We start from the raw sequence: 20,157 nt of genomic DNA, 5'->3' as shown, positions 1-20,157 counted from the left end.
TCAAAATAAAATGCGCTTATCTCCAGTTTTAATGACAATGGTGGCGATCGCCACACCTCTGGGCGGTTCGCTTCATGCTAACGCGCAAACCGCAAATAATTCAAAAAAAACAGCAGATGTTGTTGTACCGACAACAAATCAAGACCAAGAAGTTGTCGCGGGATTGCCAACTACTGATACAACACAAGAGGTGACAATCCCAACTTCTACTATTCCAAATACTACACAAACTGTTCAAGATACAACATCAACAGCAAGTCCAGAACAAGAAGTTTTTGAAGTATTTTCAGCAAAAAAGACGACACTAGAGTTAACAAGATTAACTAATAATAAGTCAGAAAATATACAATTATCTCCAAAAACAAAGCCAACAACACTTAGAACACAGACAACCAATCAACAAGTCTCTGTTAGCACTCCCGGGGCATCAGCACTAAAAACAACACCCCAGACCATAACATTAACAACCCCAAAAACTGCCCAGAATTCTCCCACGATTGTTCCTCAGAACACTCAACCTCCCAATAATCAAAAACCACCTTCCCAGAATCAACAACCACCAACGAATCAACAACCAACCAACAACCAACAACCATTAATCAATCAACCACCAACCAACCAACAACCAGATACTGAACAGCAACCAACAACCAACCAACAACAACCAACAACAGAAGCAGAACCTCGCGTATTAGTATCAGAGGTTGTGATTAGGACGGAGACTGGACAACCACTACCAGCAGAACAGGAAAACCAAGTTTACGGGGTAATTCGGACTCAACCAGGACGGACGACAACGCGATCGCAACTGCAAGAAGATATTAATTCCGTCTTTGCTACTGGCTTTTTCTCCAATGTACAAGCAGTGCCAGAAGATACACCATTAGGGGTACGAGTCACATTTTTAGTTCAGTTAAATCCCACTCTCAGTCAAGTCAGAATTGACGCTAATCCTGGTACAAATGTACCTTCCGTACTACCTCCAAATACTGTTAATCAAATCTTTAGCAACCAGTATGGAAGAATCTTGAACTTACGTGAGTTACAAGAAGGCATTAAACAGTTACTTAAGGTATATCAAGACCAAGGCTACGTACTAGCACAAGTTGTTGGTTCACCACAGGTATCACCTGATGGAGTAGTCACCCTCACTGTTGCAGAAGGGGTCGTAGAAGACATTAGTGTCCAATATCGTAATAAAGAAGGTCAAGAAACAGACAAAGACGGAAAACCGATTAGGGGACGGACGCAACCGTATATTGTTACACGGGAAATCCAATTGAAGCCCGGACAAGTATTTAACCGCAACATCATACAAAGAGACTTACAACGGGTCTACGGTCTAGGACTGTTTGAAGATGTAAATGTTTCCCTCAACCCTGGTACTAACCCCAGCCAAGTGGATGTCCAAGTCAACGTAGTGGAACGTAACAGCGGTTCCATCGCCGCCGGTGCAGGTATTAGTTCTGCTAGTGGATTGTTTGGTACTATCAGCTATCAAGAGCAAAACCTGAATGGTAGAAACCAAAAATTGGGGGCTGAGTTAGAAGTTGGTCAACGGGAATTGCTGTTTGATGTCCGCTTTACAGATCCTTGGATAGCTGGAGACCCATATCGAACTTCTTATACGGCAAACCTTTTCCGTAGTCGCTCCATTTCATTGATTTTTGAAGGAAAAGACGATAACATCGAAACCTTTCAATCAGGTGAAGACGATGGTGATACACCTCGGATTTTACGTTTAGGTGGCGGTATCAACTTTAGCCGTCCTTTGTCTAAAAATCCCCATGAGCGTGCAGAATGGACAGCTTCAGCTGGTATAAGATATCAACGAGTTTCCACTCGTGATTCTGACGGTAATATCAGAGAGGAAGGAACAATATATGAAAATGGCCAGCCTAAAAAAATCATTGAACTGACCGAATCTGGAACTGGTCAAGATGACTTGCTGACATTGCAATTAGCAGCAGTGCGCGACAAACGTGACAATGCTTTGCAACCAACTAGAGGTTCCTTCTTCCGCTTAGGCTTGGAACAGTCCGTACCAGTAGGACTAGGTAATATCTTCATGAGTAAGGTACGGGGTAGCTATAGCTACTATCTTCCCGTAAGATTCACTAACTTTACCAAAGGCGCACAAACTATTGCTTTCAACGTCCAAGGAGGAACCATACTTGGTGATGTACCTCCCTACGAAGCTTTTACTTTGGGTGGAAGTAACTCCGTTCGGGGCTATGAAGAGGGTGCATTAGCTAGTAGTAGTAGTTTCTTGCAAGCCACAGTTGAGTATCGCTTCCCTGTTTTCTCCGTAGTTAGCGGCGCTCTATTTTTTGATGCTGCTACTGACTTGGGAACGGAAACAGAGGCTGGAGATTTACTCGATAAAAGCGGTAGTGGCTACGGCTATGGTCTTGGTGTGCGTGTGCAGTCACCACTTGGCCCCATCCGCATAGACTACGGCTTCAACGATCAAGGAGATAGCCGTATCAATTTTGGTATTGGGGAAAGATTCTAAGTAGTCAAGAGTCAATAGTCCATAGTCCAGACTTCTTAGACAATTGACCATTGACCCTTGACAATTGACCATTGACCCTTGACCTAATTTTATGCAACAAACCCTCGCATCTGAAATTACTCTCACCGGAGTGGGACTGCATAGTGGTGTAACTACCCAAGTACGGATACTACCAGCCGGGGTAGACAGTGGACGTTACTTTGTACGAGTAGATTTGCCCAACACTCCAATTATTCCAGCCCAAGTACCTGCTGTTACTCAAACAGTTCTATCAACTCAGCTAGGTAAAGATGAGAAAAGTGTTCGGACAGTAGAGCATTTATTGGCTGCATTGGTGGGTGTGGGTGTAGATAACGCCCGTATTGAAATTGACGGTCCAGAAGTACCACTGTTGGATGGTTCGGCAAAGGTATGGGTAGAAAGTATTACCCAAGTGGGATTAATACCGCAAACCTCTACTAAAAAATCTCAGGCTTTGTTCATCAATGAGCCGATATGGGTACGTCAGGATGATGCTTTCGTTTGCGCTTTCCCTGCACCAATTACTCGCTTTACCTACGGCATTGATTTTGAACTTCCTGCTATTGGTAATCAATGGCACAGTTGGTCTCCAAGTTTTGAACCAGGAAAGTCTGATGCTAGCTTCATCACAGAAATTGCCCCTGCCCGTACCTTCGGTTTACTACATCAAATTGAATACCTGCAAAAATCCGGGTTAATTAAGGGTGGAAGCTTAGAAAATGCTCTTGTGTGTGGGCCTGATGGTTGGCTAAATCCACCATTAAGATTTGCAAATGAGCCAGTACGTCATAAAATTTTGGATCTAGTAGGAGATTTGAGTTTAATAGGGCCTTTCCCCCATGCTCATTTTTTGGCGTATAAAGCCAGCCACAATTTACACGTGCAACTGGCACAGAAAATTTGGGAATTGCGTTAATTTTGTTCTTTGTTTAAAGTTGGTGGTTGTCCAAACAACCACCAACTTTAAACTAAATTAAATTCAATTACCTACAAGACCACAACTAAAAATCAACCCCACCCATCAATGGCTACTGTCACCGAAGTAAATTCTATCGATAACCCCACGTCAGGACCTATTCAGGAGCAGTTCGATTCTTCCACTACAAGTAACTCTGAAACAAAAGTTACATTCACAGCAGAAGAAATTCAGAAACTTCTACCACATCGCTACCCCTTTGCACTTGTAGACAAAATTATCGACTACACGCCCGGGAAACGAGCTGTTGGCATTAAAAACGTCACAATTAACGAACCCCATTTTCAAGGGCATTTTCCGGGACGTCCAATTATGCCAGGGGTGCTGATCGTAGAAGCAATGGCCCAAGTTGGTGGTGTCGTAATGACACAAGTGCCACAATTGGAAGGCGGACTCTTTCTATTCGCTGGTATTGATAAAGTCCGTTTCCGTCGCCAAGTTGTTCCCGGTGATCAGCTGCTCATGACTGTGGAACTGTTATGGATAAAACAACGTCGTTTCGGTAAGATGCAAGCTCGCGCCGAGGTTGACGGTCAGTTAGTTGCTGAAGGTGAATTAATGTTTTCCCTCGTAAGCTAAAAATTTATTCTTGTGGTAGAGGCATTACCGTGAAGCGCCTCTACAAAATTTTGTATTAGGGATATCAGCAACAACAAACAACAGCTGTTACAGTCTGATTTCCATATATTCACTGCCCTCACACCTGTACCAATTTGATGCTTTCGGCTACTGAAATCAGACGCTCCGTGGCGCGTCTGGCAAAAAACTTAGCACGCTTACTGTTCTGGAGATGCACCCTTGAAGACGCTTATTCATCCAACTGCTGTAATTCATCCTAACGCGGAGCTGCACCCGACAGTGGAAGTCGGTGCCTATGCTGTGATTGGTGGGCATGTGAAAGTAGGTCCTGACACTACAATTGGCGCTCATGTAGTGCTAGATGGGCCTGTGGAAATTGGAGCCCGAAATCAAATTTTTCCGGGGGCTGCCATTGGTATGGAACCCCAAGACCGAAAATACACTGGTGAAACTAGCTGGGTCAAAATTGGTGACGACAATCGCATTCGCGAATACGTGACCATTAACCGTGCTACTGGTTTAGGTGAAGCCACGATGATTGGTAACGGTAATCTGCTGATGGCTTACGTTCATGTGGCACATAACTGTGTGATTGAAGACTCTGTGACTATTTCCAATGCAGTAGCGATCGCAGGTCATGTTCATATTGAGTCACGAGCAACAATCAGTGGAGTTCTGGGTATCCATCAATTTGTGCATATTGGTAAGCACGCAATGGTAGGAGGAATGAGCCGTATTGACCGGGATGTCCCTCCATATATGTTGGTCGAGGGAAATCCCACCCGAGTGCGATCGCTCAACCTTGTAGGACTCAAACGCGCTGGTTTGTCTGCTAATGACTTACAAATCTTGAAAAAAGCCTTCCGTATTCTCTACCGTTCAGATTTACTTTTCAAAGATGCCTTAGAAGAACTAGAACTGTTGGGAGATACAGAACATTTACAGCACTTGCGTCGTTTTCTCCTACTTTCGCAAATGCCAGGAAGACGCGGTTTAATTCCTGGAAAAGGAAAAGCAAACAGTAGAGATGATGAGTCTTGAAAATAAGGGAGTGGGAACTGGGGAAGATAAGGAGGACAAAGGAGACAAAGGGAGATTTTTACCTCCCCCACTCCCAGACACTTCAAACAGCGCGTCTCTACATCACCCCATCACCCCACACTCCCCCCATACCCAATTCCAAAATGCAAATATTTATTAGTACTGGTGAAGTGTCTGGCGATTTGCAGGGGTCGCTATTAGTAGCAGCATTGCGAAAGCAAGCGATTGCTGCTGGGTTGGAACTAGAAATTGTAGCCCTTGGAGGTGACAAAATGGCAGCAGCAGGAGCAATTTTACTGGGTAATACCAGCGAAATTGGTTCTTTTGGTCTGTTAGAATCTCTACCTTTTGTACTGCCAACTCTGCAAGTCCAGCGCCGGGCGATCGCCTATCTCAAGCAAAACCCGCCTGATTTGGTAGTGTTGATTGACTACATGGGGCCAAATCTTGGTATCGGCAATTATCTTCGCCGCCAAATGCCGCAAGTCCCTATTGTATATTATATTGCTCCCCAAGTTTGGGTTTCTTCAATTAATCTTGGTAATACAGAGCGAATTATTCATGTTTGTGATAAATTATTAGCTATTTTCCCTGAAGAAGCACGTTACTTTCAAGACAAAGGTGCAAAAGTTACTTGGGTAGGTCATCCTCTTGTAGATAGAATAGAACAATTTCCTAGCCGAGAAGCAGCACGCAGGCAGCTGGGAATTGCCGATGATGCGATCGCTGTGGCACTTTTACCTGCCTCCCGTCATCAAGAACTCAAGTATCTTTTACCTGTAATGTTCCAAGCGGCACAAATAATGCAAGCTAAACTGCCGCAAGTACATTTCTGGATTCCCTTATCTCTAGAAATATACCGAGAAAGAATAGAAAAACAAATACAACGGTATGGTTTGCAAGCCACTGTAATTTCTGGTCAACAACATGAAGTACTCGCTGCTGCTGATTTAGCAATTACTAAGTGTGGGACTGTAAATTTAGAACTTGCCCTGTTGAAAGTGCCACAGGTGGTTGTTTATCGCCTCAGTCCTTTTACTTACTGGGTTGCTCGTCATATCCTCAAAATAACTTTTCCCTTTGCCTCACCAGTTAACCTGATGGTGATGAAGGGAATCGTACCAGAATTTATCCAAGAACAAGCGTCACCAGAGAATATTATTGAAGCAGCAATGGAATTTTTGCTCAACCAGGAACGTAAACAGCAAATCCAAGCAGATTATCAACAAATGCAACGGTCTATAGGAGAATTGGGAGTGTGCGATCGCGCCGCTAGAGAAATTTTGCAAATGCTATATCACTAAAAATAAAGCAATGAGAATAAGGCTGAGGAAAATAGCGAACAAAATAGCATATTCGACTCGGCGACTGATTATTCCGACAGCTGCAATAATAGCGATCGCAAGGCTAAAAATACCAATATACTGTTCTTTTTGCAAAGCTTTTGCAATCAGTGGATCTTGCTGCTGACTATTTGGTAGCGGGGTTTCTAAAGTTTTTTGTCCTAAATAATTTGAGTTGTTATAGGGTGATTTTTGATTATAAATATTCATAATCATTCTTGTTTAATTTAGTATTTGTATTGTCCCATTGGTTTAATCTCGAAAAATTTATTAAGATTGCTGCCAGATGTCAATTATTATCTTTGTATTAATTAAAAACTACACTCTAATATATTAAATTCATCTATCTATAGAAGCATTATATATTTATAGTAAAAGAGAATACATGGGATCAAAAATTAAAAAAGCCCTTGTTTTGGGCTTTTGTCTTCACTCGGTATGATAGCTGTGTTTCTGCCATTATCAAAATATGATGTAAAAAAATATTAATAAGATGATTTCGAATATATAAAAAGTCTAACTATCTAACTATATCAATCTTCTTATTTACAATAATTTATTTCTTTATCTTGCAAATTGCTTTGAGCAACACATCCTTCTTTTTTAAATAGATAGTTTTCTACAATCAGATAAATACTAATGAAAACTAAAGGTATAATTATAAATTTTAGACTAAATTCTGTTTGAAAAAAAGATAACATTTGTTTAAAATTAGATTTATTAAGGCTAATATTATTAAGTTGTTTTGTTTCTACTAAAACATTACTTGTCGGTTGCTTACCTAAAGATGCGGGAGTATATTTATGTTGTAATTCTAAATTTAGTACTTGACTCCAACAAGGAAAACTTTTTCCTTGTTGAAAACCATCAACTTTAACTTTTTTAATAGATTCAGACTTTAAACCAATGATTTCTTGACGTACGTACTTGACCAAGTTTTGTTTATCTGGTATTTGATTAGATTCCAATCTCACCCGTAAATAACCATTCTTAATGCTAACTTTTGCTGTGACATTTTTTAGCTGTAGTTGGCTGTTCATCAAGGACGTAATGGCTTGAACGTCGCCTTGTCTTGCAAGTTCAAAAATTTTTACTTGTGTCATAAATGATTGTAGTGAAGAGCTAAAAACATACCAGTTGCATAAAATATAACCTTATATCTAAAATTATTTCCTCAGTGTTTTTACCAAGAATTTAGATACAAAGATGATATAAGGCAGATAGTTTAATTTACTTTTTATAGTTTCTACAAACTTTATAAATGCTTTAATTACTACCCGTAGCATATTGCTGAGCAAATTCTCGATGAATTTGGTATTGTATAATTTTTTGCTGAGCCATGCCATAGTTAGAGCTAGTGTATGGTACAGTTTTTAATAGAGCGATCGCTTCGTCCCAATTTTCGACAACTATCTTCCATTCATCTTCAGATTGTGCTAGCTTTGCCAGTTTTGCTGTACGTCTAGCTTGATTAATTGCCTTGAGATAATTGTCCTTTGCTTTGACTTCATTAGCAGTGAGTGTTGATGAATTTTCAGCCGAGACATTTGCTGATATACTTTGCCTAAATTCTGGCAATTTAGCAAATGAATATAGCCATAGAGCGACCAAGGGAATTAAAACAAATGTAAATATTTGTCTAGATATTTTGCGAGATTTGTTACTAAAGCTAAAGAAGCTTGATTTCTTTTTCGTTACTTCTTCCGTTTTTGGTATTTCTGTAACATTAGCTTCTGGTTGTGGGTTATTAATGGGAAGTGTATCTAATATAGGGGTATTTACACTTTCAGCTTCAAAACTAACATTATTACCAAAAACTAAACGACACTTAAATAAATACTCAATTTGGTAAAAAGCCGCAGCACTAATCAGCCAGATCACAGCAAACACAGCTTTGAGTTTACTGTAATGTTGACCAGATTCAGCGATGACCTGACTATAGTTCAACTGAAATAAAGGTAAAAGAGGGGTACAAATTAAAATAGCCGTCAGTGTAGATAAAACAAGTACCAACCAGCCATATAAACTTTCTCTCCAACTAATCAATCCTGGGAAAAACCCTTGAATTACATTAATTTTTTCTCCTGGAACAGCAGGAATAAAGCGACTGAAAAAAAAGTGATGCGCAAAAGCGATCGCTGGTATGGGTAATATCAGTACAAAGATTGCCAATAGTGTAGCTGACTCAGGTTTTTCTGACCATTTTGCGAAGTTTAGCCATAAGTCATGATCGCGCCGGATCATGGTTACAAACCCAATCATCAGCACAGATAGGATTAGAGCGTTCAGCCATGCATTAGGGTGGGGTAACCATTTCCATAATCTGAACTTGTTCATACAAAGACGAAATAAATGTTTATAGGCTGTAACTTTAACATCTTTATTGCCAAAATATCCACCTATGTGGTAAGAAAGCAAAATTTTTTCGTTGCATGAGATGATACAACAATCCTTTTACCCTCTGCCCTTTGCCTTTCTTCGGTAAAGTAAGGAAAAATCTTAACTTAAACAGAAATAAAGAAATATTGACATGGCACTGGAATCTGCTGTCGGCGAAGTCGCAATCGAACAAAATTTAAAGCAATTTCTCCTGGTACTCTCGGTTTCCCTAACTGTGGCGACTTTACCGCAAGTATTTAGCTGGTTTCGCCATATTCCCTACACATTACTTTTGGTAATAGCAGGGTTGGGATTAGCTCTAGTAGATGTACGATTAGTCAATCTTTCTCCAGAATTAATTTTGGCGATTTTTCTGCCACCTTTATTATTTGAAGCCGCCTGGAATTTAAAGTGGTCTAACTTAAAGCAAGATTTTATTCCTATCTGTCTGTATGCAGTCATAGGAGTATTAATTTCCATTGCAGGTGTAGCACTGGGTTTGAATTTCGTGGCAGGAATACCCCTAACAACAGCATTGTTAGTGGGAGCAAGTTTATCGGCTACTGATCCTGTTTCAGTTACAGCTTTGTTTAGAGAACTGGGGGTAGATAAACGTCTGACAACATTGATGGAGGGCGAGAGTTTATTTAATGATGGTATGGCAGTTGTTGCCTTCAGTTTTTTAGTTGCATTATCTTTGGGAAAAGCACAACTGGGAATTCAGCCTGTGGTAGTGCAACTATTTACGGTTGTCGGCGTTGGTTTAGCCGTAGGTGGTTTGATTGGGTTTGGTATTTCCTATCTCACCCAAAGATTTGATTTACCATTGGTGGAACAATCTTTGACTCTTGTTTCTGCTTACGGAACTTATATCATTGCCGAAGAATTGGGTGGATCGGGTGTGATAGCAGTTGTGACTATTGGCTTGATTTTGGGAAATTTCGGTTCCCGAATTGGCATGAACCCACGAACACGGATAATAGTCAGTGAATTTTGGGAATTTTTAGCTTTTTTTGTGAATTCAATAGTCTTTCTGTTGATTGGTGATCAAGTTAGATTCGTTGACTTGGCAGAAAATCTGACAATCATAGCCGTGACTATTGTGGGAATGGTTTTAGCACGAGCGATCGCAGTCTACGGTTTAGGGTTTCTCAGTAATCGCCTTGCTAATTCCAATATTCCTTTACCAGAACAAACTATACTCTGGTGGGGAGGTCTACGAGGATCTGTTTCTATTGCCCTAGCGTTGAGTGTACCGAGTATCCTGAGTGAACGAGAAGACCTGATCAATACCGTATTTGGAGTTGTTTTGTTTACTTTGTTAGTGCAGGGATTAACTACCAAGCCTTTGTTAGAAAAGCTCCAACTTCTGGGTGAACAGCCATTGCGACAGCAATATTTAGAATTCATTGCTCGTCAAACTGCGCTCAAACGTGTATTAGAATACCTGGGGAAAGTAGAAGAACGTCCAGGACTCGAGCCAGAGTTTTACCGCTATCAAGAGACTTTAATCAAAGGCGAACTTCAGCGTTTAGAAGAACAAATTGATAAATTACATAATGAATATCCTAATCTGCGAGACTTCACAGCCGAACAGTTGCGAATGGAATTACTTTCGGTAGAAGCAGACACCTATGCAGAATTTGTGCGATCGGGTAGGTTAAATCAAGAACTTGCACCTTTGCTTGAGGATGTTTTAGAAGAAGGTCATTAAGAAGAAATGACTAAGGGATAAGGGAAGTTTTTTTATACTTCCCGTGGTTGATGCAAAAATTACCTACTTTTATTTAAGGTAATGAAATTGTGGCTGACGCCAATAATTATACTTGCCTGCATCTAGAGCCAAATTGATTAAATATGCCAGAATTTGCCGGAGAATTACCCATCGGTGAACCAGTTTGGAATGCGATCGCATCTGTTGAGCAGATCCAACGCCAAAATAGAGGTATAGATTTTAACCTTGGTGTTGCTCGCCTGTCTCTCTACATAATTGCTCCTAACCTTATCCGTGTACGCTTTTCACCTACAGGAGAGTTTAGACCCAGGCGTTCCTGGGCTGTCACGCCGAAAGATGAGGAATGGCCTATTGTAGCTTTTGATATCCAGGAAACAGCAAATGAGGTAATAATAGAAACCGACAAAATACGGATATGCGTTCAGCTTCATCCTTGTCGAGTCCAGTTTTTTGACAAAGCAGGTCGTCCTTTTGCCCAAGATACAGGTTTGGGTATAGGTTGGCGACAACTGGGAACAGATAAATCCCAAGTTGCTTGCTGGAAGCGAATCGAGACAGAAGAAAATTATTATGGCTTTGGGGAACGGGTAGGATTACTGAATCAAAAAGGTAAGCGTTTTACAAACTGGACAACGGATAGCTTAGATTACACAATGCTGACAGACGCAATGTATCAAGCCATTCCGTTTTTTATGGCGCTGCGTCAGGGGGTAGGCTATGGTTTGTTTTTTAACACTACCTTTTGGAGCCGTTTTGATGTTGGGGTTGACCAACCAGATATTTTACGATTAGAAACCCTTGGTGGAGAACTGGACTACTACATTATTTACAGTCCCGAACCCGCAGAGATAGTTCAGACTTACACCCAATTAACAGGGCGAATGTCACTACCGCCACAGTGGGCTTTGGGTTATCATCAATGCCGTTGGAGTTACGACTCAGAATCAGAAGTCCGGCAATTAGTACAGCAATTGCGTCAGCGCCGTATTCCCTGTGATGTCATTCATTTAGATATTGATTACATGTTTGGCTACCGGGTGTTTACGTGGAATCCCCGCCGATTTCCAGAGCCCCAGAAATTGCTCAGTGACTTAGCCGAGGATGGAATCAAAGTTGTTACTATCGTCGATCCGGGAGTAAAATTTGAACCCCAAGCAGATTACACCGTCTACGATCAAGGTTTAGAAAAGGATTACTTTATCCGCAGGGCTGACGGTAAGGTTTTTCATGGTTATGTCTGGCCTGGTCGGGCTGTTTTCCCGGACTTTCTGCGCCCGGAGGTGCGTCAGTGGTGGGGAGACTTGCACCGTAATCTGACTGATGTTGGTGTGGCTGGGATTTGGAATGATATGAATGAGCCAGCCATGAACGATCGCCCCTTTGGAGATGAGGGCGGACAAAAAATATTTTTCCCGATGGATGCACCGAGTGGCCCTGATGATGAGCGTACAACCTACGCCGAAACTCATAACCTCTACGGCTTAATGATGGCTCGTGCTTGTCGCCAAGCAGTGGAAAAATTGCGAGAGCGATCGCGTACTTTTGTCTTGACCCGTTCTGGTTACGCGGGTGTACAGAAATGGTCGGCGGTATGGACAGGAGATAATCACTCTCTCTGGGAATACCTAGAAATGTCCCTGCCGATGCTCTGTAATTTAGGTTTATCTGGTGTAGCATTTGTCGGGGCAGATATTGGGGGATTTGCGGGTGATGCTACGCCAGAATTATTTGCCCGTTGGATGCAGGCAGGAATGTTGTATCCTTTTATGCGCGCCCACTCGATGATTAACACCAAGCGCCATGAACCTTGGGAATTTGGGCCGCAAGTAGAAGCAATCTGCCGTCAATACATTGAATTGCGCTACCGATTACTACCTTATATATACACTCTGTTCTGGGAAGCAGCTACCACAGGTGCACCAATTCTGCGACCTCTGCTTTATCATTATCCAGAGGATCCCAAAACCTACGAATTATACGACCAAATACTTTTAGGCTCATCCCTCATGGCAGCACCCGTCTACCGACCGGGGGTAGAAAAACGCCTGGTTTACCTACCAGCAGGAACTTGGTATGACTGGTGGACGGGAGAATCTTACCAAGGTGCAACCTATATTCTTGCGGATGCACCCATAGAAAAAATGCCCATGTACATCTGTGCTGGATCAATAATTCCCCTTGGTCCGGTCATGCAGTATGTAGGCGAGTCACCCTTCAATCAACTGCGGTTGCGAGTTACCCCAGGTATAGGCGAGTGGACACTGTACGAAGATGACGGACATTCCTTTGCCTACCGTGATGGCGCTTGCTCAACTACAACCTATCGAGTGTACTTAGAAGATACACAAGTAGTAGTAGAAATTCAAGCTAGGCAAGGACAGTGGACTCCCCACCCACGCAACGTCATTGTTGAGGTTGTAGGTAAAGGAGAACAAGAATTTCCAGATGACGGTTCTGCACGTCGCCTAACTTTTTCTTGATCGATGACCACAGATCCACACCGACATCTCATCTGTGTTTATCTGTGTGCATCTGTGTTCGCTTTATTTCCATAAAGAGAAACAGCGTTTTCCCGCAAAACAGCACTAGAACAGTAAGATCGCCATCTGGAATTACTTCCTCTAACACTTCTGCCAGAATTTGACTCCCCACTATTTACTACTTTTGTGTAGCTGTGCTAGCCTCTTGTATGGTAACTCGCTGTAATTGTTCTACATTTTGTAGTGGCGATCGCCCTGGTGTGAGGTTATGACTAAGCCACATTAAACTACCAATAAATATAGTCACCACTCCAATTAAAACACTTGTCAGCAATTTTACCTGAGAACGCAAAAATTTAACTTCTCTAGTCTGCTCATCCAGTTCTGAAATATAATCGGCTGGAGGGAGTTTTTGCTCAATAATCATTTCTGCATTTTTTACAACTTTATTACTAAAAGTAACTTGTTGATGCAACCAGTTAGTAATCAATAGAGGACAGTTTTTTTTCACCCAATGCCAAGCAAAGATTCTAAATGCTGGCTTGGACATTCTCGCTATAAATTTTAATATTTTCTTGACAGGTCGAGAGCGAAACTTTTTGTTAATTAGATGAACTGAACCTACATCATAAAGACGATCAAAGATGAGCTTGACAGTAGCTTCTTCTTTATTGGTCAAATATTCAATAATCAGAAAAACTTCTTGCATCAGTTCTTCTTCTTTATTGTTTTCTGCCAAAACTTTTGTTAAATCATTTGATGTTTTTACTGGATTATTCATAAATTTTGCTCTGGCAGCGCATCTTTAATCCTTAAGTCAAAAGATATTTTAATTATTCAAAAAAGCCAAGATGTTAACAAGCTTGTTTAGAAAAAATTTAATATTCACACCACAAAGTGCCACATACACTATAAAGCACTTTATGTACTGCAATGAAGAGGCTATACGTAATCCATATAGGTAAAAACTTTACACCTCAAAATAAAAGTAAACAAGCTGTTTTTTTTGCTGGATTGTAAATCTAAAATTATCTTAAAGGTTATCATTTCCAAAAAAAATTACCTCTAGAGAGATTTATTGAATTGGTTGGTTGTTGGTGGTTAGTGGTTAGTAGTTAGTGGTTACCCATTCTTTAAACTACTTACTCCCCATCTCCCCACCCCCTTACATTTCTCACCCCTACCAAGGTAAACGACTACCATCCCAGGAAAAAAACTGTCCGCTATCCTCTATCTGTAGCTGGTCGATAACAGCAAGCAATTGGTTGACGGTAAGTTCTACCGAGAAGAGTTTTTCTGGAGGTACATTCTTTTGAAAAGGTTTAGAAAGACGAGTATCTGTTGTACCAGGATGCAATGTTACAACTATAGTTTTTGGACTGGTTCTGCCATATTCTATTGCCACGTTTCGCATCAACATATTTAGCGCTGCTTTAGAAGCGCGATAGCCATACCACCCACCAAGCTGGTTATCACCGATACTTCCGATTTTGGCAGAAATACTCGCAAAAACACTGCGATCGCTATGACGAAATAGCGGTAACAGATGTTTAGCAAGCAGCACTGCACCAATACTGTTAACCTGAAAATAGCGCATTAAATTCTCAGAGTTAATCTGTTTGAGGCTTTTTTCCGGTTGCAGGGTTCCTTCATGGAGAACCCCAACACAGTTAACAACTAAATGTAGTTTATCTATCTCTGCTCGCAGGAGTTGTACACCTTGAGAAATTTGTGCCTCATCTGTAATATCTATCGCCAGACAAATTAGTTTCTCAGGATATTGGTCTGACAACGCTATTAACTCAACAGCTGATTTTGGTTGACGATAGGTAGCATAAACCCTATTAATACCCTGCAATTGTAGTAGTTTCTTTACAAATCCTAAACCGATACCTTGACTAGCACCGACAATTAAGGCATTACATGAGTTGGTATGAGTAAACATGCTTTATGTGATGGTTGTTGGTGGTTGGTTATTGATTGTTGTTTGTTTCAACTAATATCTTGCATCAATTCCAACAATAACCAGGGATTAAAATCCTTGGCTGATAGCGCAAGTCCTCTGAAGAGGACTAATAAAATTTTCCTCAGTCCATTTAAATGGACTTCAGCTATAAGCCCGGAACTTTAGTTCTGGGCGATGGAGTGGGCTGCAATATCTCAGTTCCAACCAACAAACAACCAACAACCAACAACATTATTCCGGCAATTTATACTGCCCTACAATACGCTTGGCATACTCTGGAACATGTTCCTCTAATTTCTCAGGATGATTCCGTTTGACATAGAGATAATTGCGGGTGAAGTGGGAATCTATCGAGAAACGGGCGTATTCCAAACCTTTGGGGCCGATTTTTTCAATTACTACACCCATAAGTTTTGCTGCCCACATCGGTAGGGTAACACCTTTATCGTAAGCTGGTATACTTTGTTGGACTGCTGCTGTGCGATCGCCTTTGGACATGACTGGCTGAGTTTCTAACTGGTCTTTGACCAATTCCAGCATTTCCCGACCGCGTTCATTTCTGACTACAATCCATTGCCAGCCGAAGGGTGCGCCCATATATCCAACTACCAAATCAGCTAGGGAATTGACGTAGTCAAAACAACTCATACAGGAAGGGGCAAACACATCCTTCAGTTGATTTGTTTTCAAGCCAAAAAAAGGAACTGTTTCTGTTGATCCATCTTCGTGCTTAAAGTGAACCCGGAAGTCCTGCATAAACTCGTAATGCACAACGGTATCAGGCGATCTACTTGTGGTTTCTAAGAATTTTTGCAGTCCAGCACGAGTCACATTATCTACACAGGGTGTACCTAAGACATAAAGCTTTTCCAGACCCAATTGCTTTTCCACAGTCCGCAAAGCTTGGATTTGGCAACCAACACCAATCACCAACAGCCGCTTCATTCCTGATTTTTCTACTTGTTCCAAAACAGAAAGATTTGGTGAAAGTGTCGGTTTATTTACCCGCGCTGCTAGTATTTCTTCTGAAGTCCGGGCAATCACAGGCATAGGTCCGAAGCGGTCTTCTTTGGTATTTTGCACACAGACCACGCCTTCTACCATGTCCTGATTCAGCATTTCAATAGCGATCGTACTCACAATTCCCGTCCATTGCGCACCAGGAATCGGCTGCTGTTTCCGCGCCGCCATCATAGTTTGATGAACACCAAAATAAAGTTCATCAGCATTATCTAAATCGCGAGAACGAGTGTGTGTCTGTGCTTCGAGTTCCTCTACCTGCTGATTAATAAAAGCACAGGCTTCCTTGACATAATGAATATAGTATGTGTCACACAATCCACATTCGCTGCACAGTTCTTTAGCAGGGCGACGGCTACCGGGTTTGAGGGCTTTGGCTTTTTTGTGTTTGGGAAAATCTACTGAGGTCATTAAAATTTCTTCTTTAAAAACTCAGATTCTTTATTTCACACTATCTCAGAGATTAGTACCAAACGAGTGCCAAAGAACATCAAAATCAATAATCATGATTATTGCAACTTCCAGCCGGGGGATTGTTAAAATCCTGGTATCTTCATCACTACCTACCCAGAAAGCCTAAAAAAGCGATCGCTATGTCTCAGTACTCTCAATTAGAAAAAGCGCTGAAATATCACTTCGGTTATGATAATTTTCGCCCCGGACAAAGAGAAATTGTTGAAGATGCGCTTTCTAATCGGGATTTGCTGATTATTATGCCTACAGGCGGTGGTAAGTCGCTGTGCTTTCAACTACCAGCACTGATCAAAAAAGGCTTGACTGTTGTAGTCTCACCTTTAATTGCTTTGATGCAAGATCAAGTGGAAGCGCTGCGAAAAAACGGTGTAGCAGCTACATTTCTCAATAGCAGTCTGAACTCTTACCAAACGCGATCGCGTGAACAATACATCCTCCAAGGTAAAGTTAAATTACTCTACGTCGCCCCAGAACGCTTGATCAGTGATAGATTTCTCCCATTTCTAGATCTAATCCATCATCAAGTTGGTATTTCCGCCTTTGCTATTGATGAAGCGCATTGTGTTTCTGAGTGGGGACACGACTTCCGCCCAGAATATCGGCAATTAATTCTACTGCGAAAACGTTACGCTGATGTCCCGACTTGGGCATTTACAGCTACCGCTACTGATCGCGTCCGTAATGATATCATTCAACAATTGGGGTTACAAAACCCCAGCGTCCACATCGCCAGCTTCAACCGCCAAAATCTTTACTACGAAGTTCGTCCTAAAAAAAAGAATGCTTACGCCGAACTCCTAGAACTGATCCGTGATTCTGAAGGTTCGGGAATTATTTACTGTTTAACTCGCAAAAAAGTTGACGAAATCACCTTTAAACTGCAACATGATAAAATACCCGCTCTCCCCTACCATGCTGGTTTAACAGACGAAGAACGGACTCAAAATCAAACTCGCTTTATTCGTGATGATGTGCGAGTTATGGTAGCGACAATCGCCTTTGGTATGGGTATCAATAAACCAGATGTGCGGTTTGTGATTCACTTTGATATACCCCGTAACTTAGAAAGTTACTATCAAGAATCAGGTAGGGCGGGTAGAGATGGGGAAGCTTCACGTTGTACACTTTTTTTCAGTTACGCTGATGTCAAAATCATCGAATTTCTCATCAATCAAAAAAGCGAACCACAAGAACAGTTAATAGCCAAACAACAATTGCGACAGATGATAGATTACGCCGAAGGTACAGACTGTCGCCGCACAATTCAACTCAGTTATTTTGGCGAACGTTTTCCGGGGAATTGTGATAATTGCGATAACTGTCGCTATCCTAAACCAGTGCAAGATTGGACAGTGGAAGCAATGAAATTTTTATCTTGTGTCGCCCGTTGCAAAGAAAAGTTTGGCATGGGACATATTATAGATGTTCTACGGGGAGCAAAAACCCAAAAAATCGCTCAATACGAACACGAACAACTATCTACCTACGGTATCGGTAAAGATAAAAGTGTGGAAGAGTGGCGGATGCTGGGACGTTCCTTATTACATCAAGGTTTACTAGAACAAAGCACCGATGGTTACGCCGTTTTAAAACTTAACGCCCTAAGTTGGGAAGTCATGCGGCGACAGCGTACCGTTTCTATTCCTGTCACTGTCACCCAAAAGCTTACTTGGAAAGAGGATAACCCTAAAACTGTAGAAGCAGAAATGCTATTGCAGAGGTTGCGATCGCTACGTAAACAACTTGCAGATGAACAATCTGTTCCACCTTATCTTATCTTCGCCGACTCTACTCTCAAATTAATGGCTCAAGTTAAACCCCAAACCAAGGACGCATTTAGCCGACTTTCTGGGGTAGGTAGCCATAAACTAAATCAATACGGCGATAAATTTCTTGCCGAAATCCGTGCTTATTGTCAAGAACATAATGCTCAAGAACCAAAACTTAATCCTACATCTTCCCTGACTTCAGTTTCTGCAACAGCATTGCAAACTTTGCTGTTATATCAACAAGGCTTAAGCGTTTCCGAAATTGCTGAAAAACGCAACCTACGTCCAACAACTATTTTTAGTCACCTCTGCGATTTAATTGAGAAAAATCAACCTATAGACATAAATCACTTAGTACCACTAGAAAAACAGCAAAAAATTTTGCAAGTATTAGAAATTCTTGGAGATATTTCCCTTACCCCCATTAAAGAATATCTTGGTGATAGTTATAGCTTTGAAGAGATTCGTTTAGTTAGAAGTCAGTGGCGCAAAAAGAGTCACAAAAGCTAATCCTATAGGAATAATTAACCACAAAGACACTTGTTGGGATCGGTAATTGGTAATAGGTAATTGGTAATGGAAAAACCTCTGTTTCCTAATCCTAGAGGGAAACCCGAGTTCGCCCAATGAATTAGCTTCATCTCGTAAGCAATTAGCCGGACTTGAGATAATTGGGTAGTTCAATATCTAGGACCAAGACTCTACGAAACTCTGCGTTTATTTTGAGCTAATTACAAAGAAATCGCCACTTCTGTGTGAATATCCTGTTTTATTCTAACCCTTGGTGATGATGCGGTGGGTTTATTCTTTCTTACTAAAACTGTATATAAAACTTTGGGGAAAACAAGACAAATCACAGTACTAATCAAAGTCAGGAATAAAACATCCATCAAACCCATAGAGAATCCCTCTTTTTTGATTTGTATAATCTATTTTGAAACTAAATTTCTAAAATTGATAGAGCAGATTGTTAGAAATTTCTTCTAGTTTGTATAAGCTATTTTAAATTTTAAGTTTTGTTTAGATACTCACTCTATGTCGGGGAATTGTAAAAACTGATGAAATAGTGTAAATTTGAAGAGCCGTTGCTTTTAGTATTTCACGAAATTAAAAAAAAGCAATATTAAAATTTAATATGCCAGCCCCTTCAACGTGGATAAAAATTTTAGTCAAACAATCTCTCTTGAACTTCTTGCATCTGTGTTCTCCGTTCCTCTGCGGTTAATTTAATTGCTTTTAAACCGCAGAGACACAGAGGTCGCAAAGAGAAAAAATAGATTTTTCGAGTCACCTTGAAAGGTCTGGTTTAATAATTTAAAGTTGAGAGTAAGAATTAATGCCCCTGAAATGTTTAATAAAAGTTATCTATTTTGATACTCAAATGCAACATTAATTTGGGGAACATCTCCCACAAAAACGAGGACTAAATTTACATGATGGGCTACCTGTTAATGCATAAGACGTACAGAATGGGAAGCTAGTAATTCCCTGTTGAGTGTTTCTTGGAGTAGAAACTTTCTGCAAGAGCCTGTTAGGTTTGATTTTTGGATCGGTAATGATACTTAAAAGCTTGGGAAATGTTAGGCAAACAATTGTACTAATTAAAGTCAGCAATGTAACATCTATGCGATCCATAGGTAATCACCTTTTCTCTTTTCATTAGCTTTGGTTGAGGGGATACCGCCGCATAAAATTAGGGACCCAATATTTATTTGCGGGGTTGTCCTGGTAATTGGTAATTGTCAATTGGTAATTGGAAAAATTAGAACAATTTCTTACCAATTACCGATTACCCATCACCGGGTGATGCGCCATTTCATCCATCACTTTTAAAAAATCAGGTTTTCAGGTCATGCAAC

The 20,157-nt window shown here is 40.9% G+C and carries 14 protein-coding genes; 8 read left to right on the top strand and 6 right to left on the bottom strand.

Annotated elements, in window-relative coordinates; all coding sequences use genetic code 11:
* Positions 1–10: 10 nt before the first annotated feature.
* The 5 genes from NIES592_RS03645 (at position 11) to lpxB (ending at position 6,436) form a co-directional block, all read left to right on the top strand.
* A complete protein-coding gene (locus NIES592_RS03645; protein ID WP_073554981.1) occupies positions 11–2,515 on the top strand; it encodes a BamA/TamA family outer membrane protein in 2,505 nt (834 codons plus the stop codon).
* A 91-nt stretch (positions 2,516–2,606) separates the two neighbouring features.
* A complete protein-coding gene (gene lpxC / locus NIES592_RS03640) occupies positions 2,607–3,452 on the top strand; it encodes a UDP-3-O-acyl-N-acetylglucosamine deacetylase (protein WP_062248571.1) in 846 nt (281 codons plus the stop codon).
* Between the two features lie 108 nt (positions 3,453–3,560).
* Complete coding sequence (gene fabZ / locus NIES592_RS03635) at positions 3,561–4,091, top strand: 3-hydroxyacyl-ACP dehydratase FabZ (RefSeq protein WP_062248573.1); 531 nt, start codon at positions 3,561–3,563, stop codon at positions 4,089–4,091.
* Between the two features lie 219 nt (positions 4,092–4,310).
* Positions 4,311–5,132: an acyl-ACP--UDP-N-acetylglucosamine O-acyltransferase gene (gene lpxA / locus NIES592_RS03630; RefSeq protein WP_062248574.1), complete on the top strand. Its 822-nt coding sequence runs from the start codon at positions 4,311–4,313 to the stop codon at positions 5,130–5,132.
* Positions 5,133–5,275: 143 nt separating this feature from the next.
* Positions 5,276–6,436, top strand: a complete 1,161-nt coding sequence (gene lpxB, locus NIES592_RS03625) for a lipid-A-disaccharide synthase (RefSeq protein ID WP_073554928.1) — start codon at positions 5,276–5,278, stop codon at positions 6,434–6,436.
* On the opposite strand, the gene NIES592_RS03620 is transcribed toward lpxB, so the two are convergent.
* The 3 genes from NIES592_RS03620 to NIES592_RS03610 form a co-directional block, all read right to left on the bottom strand.
* Positions 6,425–6,685, bottom strand: a complete 261-nt coding sequence (locus NIES592_RS03620; protein ID WP_073554927.1) for a hypothetical protein — start codon at positions 6,683–6,685, stop codon at positions 6,425–6,427. The two genes, lpxB and NIES592_RS03620, sit on opposite strands and share 12 nt — an antisense overlap.
* 332 nt (positions 6,686–7,017) lie before the next feature.
* Entirely contained in the window at positions 7,018–7,578 is a 561-nt protein-coding gene (locus tag NIES592_RS03615) for a hypothetical protein (protein ID WP_062248581.1), read from the bottom strand.
* A gap of 163 nt (positions 7,579–7,741) precedes the next feature.
* On the bottom strand, positions 7,742–8,812 hold the full coding sequence (locus tag NIES592_RS03610) for a hypothetical protein (protein ID WP_062248584.1): 1,071 nt from the start codon (positions 8,810–8,812) through the stop codon (positions 7,742–7,744).
* A 193-nt stretch (positions 8,813–9,005) separates the two neighbouring features.
* Between NIES592_RS03610 and NIES592_RS03605 the strand changes: the two genes are divergently transcribed.
* Both NIES592_RS03605 and NIES592_RS03600 read left to right on the top strand, forming a co-directional pair.
* Positions 9,006–10,568, top strand: coding sequence for a Na+/H+ antiporter (locus NIES592_RS03605; RefSeq protein ID WP_073554926.1), 1,563 nt, complete (start codon positions 9,006–9,008; stop codon positions 10,566–10,568).
* Between the two features lie 143 nt (positions 10,569–10,711).
* Entirely contained in the window at positions 10,712–13,069 is a 2,358-nt protein-coding gene (locus tag NIES592_RS03600; RefSeq protein ID WP_073554925.1) for a glycoside hydrolase family 31 protein, read from the top strand.
* 178 nt (positions 13,070–13,247) lie between these two features.
* Here NIES592_RS03600 and NIES592_RS03595 read toward each other — a convergent pair whose 3' ends face one another.
* The 3 genes from NIES592_RS03595 to NIES592_RS03585 all read right to left on the bottom strand — a co-directional run bounded on the left by NIES592_RS03595 (position 13,248) and on the right by NIES592_RS03585 (position 16,466).
* Complete coding sequence (locus NIES592_RS03595) at positions 13,248–13,850, bottom strand: hypothetical protein (RefSeq protein ID WP_062248590.1); 603 nt, start codon at positions 13,848–13,850, stop codon at positions 13,248–13,250.
* Between the two features lie 399 nt (positions 13,851–14,249).
* A complete protein-coding gene (locus tag NIES592_RS03590; protein ID WP_009456147.1) occupies positions 14,250–15,014 on the bottom strand; it encodes an SDR family NAD(P)-dependent oxidoreductase in 765 nt (254 codons plus the stop codon).
* 252 nt (positions 15,015–15,266) lie between these two features.
* Positions 15,267–16,466 (bottom strand): Coenzyme F420 hydrogenase/dehydrogenase, beta subunit C-terminal domain, encoded by a 1,200-nt coding sequence (locus tag NIES592_RS03585; RefSeq protein ID WP_073554924.1) that lies wholly within the window; start codon positions 16,464–16,466, stop codon positions 15,267–15,269.
* Between the two features lie 182 nt (positions 16,467–16,648).
* Here NIES592_RS03585 and recQ point away from each other — a divergent pair, with 182 nt between their 5' ends.
* Positions 16,649–18,808, top strand: coding sequence for a DNA helicase RecQ (gene recQ, locus NIES592_RS03580; protein ID WP_073554923.1), 2,160 nt, complete (start codon positions 16,649–16,651; stop codon positions 18,806–18,808).
* Positions 18,809–20,157 lie beyond the last annotated feature (1,349 nt).

The sequence above is a fragment of the Fischerella major NIES-592 genome (genome assembly GCF_001904645.1).
Lineage (GTDB): Bacteria > Cyanobacteriota > Cyanobacteriia > Cyanobacteriales > Nostocaceae > Fischerella > Fischerella thermalis.
This window is presented reverse-complemented; position numbering and strand designations above follow the sequence as displayed.